This is a genomic window from Bacillota bacterium, assembly GCA_040754675.1.
GTDB lineage: Bacteria > Bacillota > Limnochordia > Limnochordales > Geochordaceae > Geochorda.
The window spans coordinates 1-6,319 of the sequence record JBFMCJ010000238.1; the positions used below are offsets into that span (position 1 = coordinate 1).

3 protein-coding genes are annotated in these 6,319 nt (G+C 60.2%); all 3 read right to left on the reverse strand.

Annotated features, from left to right (window positions below; translation table 11 throughout):
* The coding region (locus tag AB1609_13615; GenBank protein MEW6047497.1) for a DEAD/DEAH box helicase at nucleotides 1-378 on the reverse strand (378 nt) is incomplete at its 3' end.
* Nucleotides 379-396: 18 nt separating this feature from the next.
* Nucleotides 397-4,440, reverse strand: coding sequence for a hypothetical protein (locus tag AB1609_13620; protein MEW6047498.1), 4,044 nt, complete (start codon nucleotides 4,438-4,440; stop codon nucleotides 397-399).
* A gap of 1,682 nt (nucleotides 4,441-6,122) precedes the next feature.
* On the reverse strand, nucleotides 6,123-6,319 hold a 197-nt coding region (locus tag AB1609_13625; GenBank protein MEW6047499.1), incomplete at its 5' end, for a transposase.

Here is a 6,319-nt window from a genome sequence, read left to right on the forward strand (position 1 = left end):
ATGGAAGAGGATGGGTAAGAGAAATGATTCCGTCTTACCGCTTCCCGTGCCGGTAGCGACTACCACGTTCCGGCCTGCCGCTATCCTGCGTATGGCTTCTTCCTGGTGGCGCCAAAGGGGGCGATCTCCCTCGATAGCCTGCAAGAACGCGTCATCTGGGTTCACGCCTAGTTCCGGTAGCAGAGTTCGCGGGGTCTCACCCCGCGTGAATGCTGGCATACTCTCGAGATACGGGCCTTTGATAAGGTCCTCGGATTCCAACGCCTTGGCGAAGGAGTTCCGTAGCACGGGGTCGCGAAAATAGAAGGTGGTCTCCAGGTAGGCCCGATACCGGGCGGCGATGGTATTACACATGTTGAGGACATCATGGGCGGACACCGACGTGCTCCTCCTCCGTCAGGTTTGCGAAGCCTCCGTGCAGAACTTGTCGTAATGGTACCTACAGAACCAGGTGGTTGGCGCTCCAGCCGGAGAGTCCCAGCGGACGCAGAGCCTTCCCGCCTCGGCCCCGCTTACCAGGCCTTCGCCCCGTGTAGGGGTGCCAAAGATTTCCTCTAGCTCTACCTTGGTTCTCACCCGCGCACCTATGAGTCGCGTTGCCTCCCAGCCGAATGGCTCTCCCGGGTATTCACCATCCCAGCGATCACACAGGTTGGTTGCCATGAGTCGCTCGAAATCTCTCTTGGGTAGTCGCCTTTCGCTCCATTGACCGCTGCTACAGAATACTTCTTCACCATGGCATCGCAATTGGCAGAAGTTGCAGGTGGCGCAGGACTTCGTCAACTCTTCTGCTGGCAGGTCCGTGGTGTGCGTAATACAAAAGAAGCACCGTTCGGCAGGGACGGGGGGCTTATACAGAGCGATTTGACCGGCGGCCTCCGCGCCGTCGCGTCCCTGAATCCAGACTCGGAACACGTGCTCCCGATCTTGCGCGGCGCCGATGAGATCACAATACTCCCGGAGCGGTATCTCCACGACTCCCGTCCTGTCCAGTCGATATGGCCTTAAGGCATCTCCGAATCCGGCCTTTAGGCCAGGCCGAACCGTGCCAGGCTCGCACCGCAGCCAAAGCGCCTTGTCCGAGGCCGCTCTCACCCAATCGGGGGCAACGGTTATGATGCGGTCGGTCCACTCCGCCGGGGTATGACCGCACTCTCCCGCTGCCCACCAGATACGCTGCAGCACTAGTTCGATGGGAACGGGCCTGCCTCCTTCGCTGCGTAGTTCCCACACAGTTCGATCCCAATCAGGATGCGGGGGAATTAACACCCCGTCTTTGGTTACGCCAGTAGAACCATCTCTTGATTCGGGCCGGGGTTTCTTCAGTTCTACAGTACAACCGGGGCACGCATCGAAGTGTACCTTCAGCTTGGGGTGGCCTTCGCGCTCGGGGAAAACGGGGACCAGCTCGCTCCCGGGCCCACTGTCGCGGTGACCGCGGTTTCCGTTGCCTTCGGCCCGGGAAGGAATATGGTCCGGATCCCGCTGGATATAGACACCCCGCAGGTGGGCCGCGTAGCGGAACGGCAGCCTCTCCATTTCAGTGCCTTGTCGGTCGTACACCACTACTTCAAAGCAGCCGCTGGGCTCGGGCAAGGCGAGCGTGACGCCCGTGGACAACCAGTGCGAGGAGGGACGCACTTGTGCCCCTCCGGGTACCAGTTCTAGCCAGGCTACTTCGGTGAGCAATTCCTCTTGGAGGCAACGCAATCTCGGCGGCTCACCTATGAAGAGGGGACCCTGATCATGATCGCGGTCGATGGGCAAGACGTTGCCGACCAATTCGAACCGTGTTTCGCCACCCAGGTCAACCGTGACCGGAACGCCCTGTCCGTCAACGAATGGGATACAGCCCGTTTCCGCCAGATCGACATAACATGCCTGATAGCCGGGCGGCCGTCCCACCGGGTCTACAGGCCAGTGTGGTTTGCTCAGCTCCCACGTGGCCGGGAAGAAGATGACCAGTCTTTTGGCCCTTCCTATCCGTCTTGCCGCAGGCAGCAGCCTCCTATCGCCCTCCCACCCCTGGCACACCACGAGGGGCATATCGCGATACCGGTAGCGGGTGACATCTAGCCTAATTCCCTGGTAGTCCGATCCACTGGCAAGTACTTCGTCGGATAGGTTGTCCAGATACCAGCACCCCTCGCGCGGTGCAAGGGCGAGTTTGGACTTGCCCTGCGTGACTTCCAGTTGGGGCTGACTGAGGAGGGCCTCCGGGATCCGAATCCCCAGGGCCCACTCTCCGCCCTCTTTCCAGGCCACCAAGCGGAGGCTGGGAAGACGACGGATGCGTTCGGCGCAGAGGTCCTGCCCCTCTTTTGCCCACCAGCTTTGAAATACGTCGTAAACGCGCTGGTAACGGTATGACCGGGGCCAACCGGCGGGAACCCTCGGCTCGCCGGAGCGCAGGGTGGCTGCAAGGAGGGCGACAGTCACGACGACGAACTTATCGGCCCATTGCCCGCCGTGGGTCAGGAACCGCTCCGTGGGCCTGTCCAGGTGGGCATGGGCTGTGCTCACACCGGCCGCCGTCATGATACCTGCCCGGCGTTCCCAGGCGGCCCGCAACCTCTCGTTGATCCTCCGCTTGTACTCGTCGACTTCCTCAGGCGTCACCTCCGACCCGACGAGGGCACCCAACTCGGCCCTCGCTCGTCGGAATGCGGCAGCTGCCTCGTCCACCCGGGCTCGAACCGATTCGCGCGTTTCCTTTAGCGCCGAGTATCCGACCTTGTCTTCCGGAGGCACAGGGACACCCAAGTCAAGCAGGGCCGCCTTTGTCTTCCCCAAACGTCCTTGTTTTTCCTCAATGACTTGCGCCAGTTCGTCCATGCGCTTGGCAAGATCGACTACCTGGACCTGTGCTTTCGCAGCGGCTTCCTGTCGCCTCTCGGCCTCGGAGATGTCCGCTAGCCATTGCTCTACTCTCTGGTCAACCAAGTTCCATAAGTTGAGGCGAGAGGCTAAATCCGACGAGGACTCTCGTTCCCCGGTTGCGGTACCGGCAGTTTCCGGTACAGGGGAGGGCCCACCTCCTGCCCGAGCCCCTCCGGTGCGGTGTTCCATGTCAAGGAGGCGCATGTGCAACTGCTGTAAGGTCTCCCGTAACGTGCATCGCTCCACGAGGAGGTGCTGGATCCTGTCGATGTCTGCCAAGACGCCCTCGTCGCCGCAGAGCGGGTCGGCAACCCAGGGTAGCGGAGGCACCACCGCACGGATGCTTTGCTCCTCGGTCCGGATCGCCCGTATCGCCCTGATGAACCAACGCTTTCCCAGCGCCACCAGGGTGAGCGCGAGCCCTAACGTGACCGCGGTTGGCCAGGCGTAACCGGTAAAGATTCGAAGGAGCGGTGCTACGCCAAGACCCACACCGCCGGCGATCTTCAGGTTGCGGTATTGCGCTTTTGCCCGAGCCTTCCGCTCGATGAGATGCTTGAGCTCGTCGCGGGCCCGTTTCAGCGCTGTTCCGTCGAGTCTAAGAACGGGTTCACCGAGCGCTTCTACCCAAGGTCGGCCGAAAACTCTCGTGGCTAACTCGTTGAGGCCTTGCGTGCATGCGCTCAGTTGTCGCCCGGCGGCCTCGATCTGACCGTATGCCTTGTCCAGTTCGACGCGGTGCTCGAGTGCGAGGGCTTTTGTGGCCAACAGCTCCTGCCAGTGCCGGGAGTACTCGTCAATGCGCCGCTGGGCGTCTCGCAGTTCCTCAAATAACTCTTCTTGGGTTGCGCGTAGCTGCGCCACCTCTTCGTACATCCGCGAAGCTTCCGCCAGCAACTTTGCTTGCTTACGCAGCCGAATCAGTGTCTCCCGGCGCTGGATGTAGGTGTCGCAGAGCTTCAGGAGACGCTGGCATTCTGAGATCTCGTTCTCGACAGCCTGGAGTTCCCGGCGCACTGCGTTGACCCGCTCGGCATCCTGCCGCCATTGTGCTAGGGCTACCGTGACCTCTTTCTCCTGTGTAAGGCCCTGGCTCACGAGGAACTTCCAGCACACCTCGCGGAAATACTCGGCAAGACACGAATCGGGGACGCCCCCGTGGAGCAAGATGGGTCCTACGTAAGCAAATCCGGGATCGTCTGCTGGGGTGAGGAGGTGGTACTTGGCTAGCGTCTTGAGGAACCCATGCCCCCAGCCACTCTGGTACGCCACTTCCGGCACACCCGTCGCAGTATGTACCGTCGACCAGTAGTCCCCATCACGGTATCCCCGGATGCCTTGCCACACCAGGAACGTTGCGAACGATAGCGGAGTCTCATGTATCAAAGACTGGGTTCCCAGTCGCGCATCGTGCTGGAAGCACACGCGCACCTGAGCATCAAGCCACGCGACATCCTCTTCTGATAGCGGGATCTCGCCAAGCAGATTCACGCCGTGCGTGGTGACAAAATCCCTTATCCGTGCCTCTGATTCGCCTAGGTTCCGACAGCCTTCGAGCACGAGGAATCACCCCTACTTAGGAAGTCCTCCCCCGCCGTTCCCTCGCGTAGGTCGTCCGGACCGGGAGATTGTTAGCCGCTGGTACTGGTATCCCGTGGTCACGGCCAGGAAATTGTAATTGTACGGAAATCGACGCCAAGGCGAACTTTTCCCTAAACTATTACGACGCGAGGGGCTGACCTTCCTGTACGTCACCAGCCAACGTACCACCATTTAACTTCATACGGGTTTGGTCCGGCCGAGCTACTAAGACCCGATTGCCTTATGAAGATGAGTACGTAGTATGGCTACGCAGCCAGGTTTCTGAAGCGGAGGGCGGTGACGATCTTGCCTCCAAGACCTCGTGCAACGTCTCACGCATAGAAGAAGGAAAAGCAAGCGTAAAGGAAAATTCTCTCTTAACCGATTCCCTTACGGGACGGCCGCGCGATGGAAACCCGGAGTCTCGGGCTCGGTGCTGGATGCGGGGTTGATACTGCTCGCCTATGTTGTCGGGACGAGTAGATGTTCTCCAGGATGTCGGCTCGGGGCGCCTCGAGGTCGTGGATTAAGTGTGGACATTGAAAAGAAATCCACATCGGGACTCATACCTGCCATGATTGGCGGCGGGGGCTGGGGGTGACCGGTATCAGTCGAACTTGGCATCATACCCACTTCAGTTCCATGCGGCAGATGGACGATTTGCTACCGTACCGGCAAACCATAAACAAACCATTCTAACTTTTTTCGCTACGGTCTGGCTACCTTGACTGGGGCAGGAATCCCTCAATGGTTGGTGGTATTCCGGTGGATCTGTACCTGGCAGACGTGGGCGACCGACTACGCATGGCCATTGCGGTCTGGGTACGCACCCGGATCCGTTGCTACTGCCCCCAAGGAAGACCTCCTCGAGGGAGTCAGGACCGGTCGATCAGATCTTGATGAATTATCAAGACAAGTAATCCTTAGCATGCGACGGGAGATTATACCAGGAACGGCCGTCAACTCCCAGGATCTGGGGTAGGAACGAGTGAAATTTCCGCCACCAACAGGCGCAAGAGCCGTTTACGGTCGCGCGGCTGTGCGCAGGGATCGTTCCAAAGCCGCGGGAAGTCGGTGGCGAGCGCAAGGGTCTGAGATTTCTGCTCCGCGCTTAGGGCGAATCTGTCCTTTTATCGCTGGACCTCGTACTCCTCCTTGGCCGTTTGCAGGGCGGACAGCGTCTCATTCCATTCGACCTCCAGTTGGGCGGCCACGAGGGCGGTTTGCGGGATCGACGCTCATGTAGCGGCGCTGGGCGAGCTCTGCTTCATAGCGTAGCCGGTCGAGCAGCTGCCGCCTAAGACGGTCGATCTCGGTGGCGCGAGCCTCCAATCCAAATGCATGAAGAGCACCTCCTCCGCCTCGAAGCCAACAGGGCTGCCTGCCCGGACCATCCGCACTCCACCCCTCCACGAGAAGGGGCAGCTTTGCTGCAGGGACTGGTCGTCAACGTCTGCACCAGTTCCGGGATCTTGACCGCCCTCGATGGAGGATCCCCCTGCGGGGTATGGCTGGCTGGCCAATGGTCGCGTCCATCTCCCTAACGAGGGCTCTGAAAAACGGGGAGAATTGGATCAAACCCCTGGAGCCACCCATGGGGATTCGGTGCTGACCTCGGATTGGGTGTTAGGGATCGGGGCTGCCTCAGACCCGTGCCAGGACTATGCGCCGGTTGGCGCCGGCCGGTGTCCATTCTGGAGGGAACGTTCTGCAAGGAGCCGCGCTATTCTCTTTGCGTTCAGCACTATGAAGGTCATGAGCACCTGGATGGCGACGCGCCATTTCCCCCGATACCGAGCCCTGTCCATCCGGTGCCACCATTTGGCCTCTCCGAACTTCCGTTCAATCATCTTCCTCT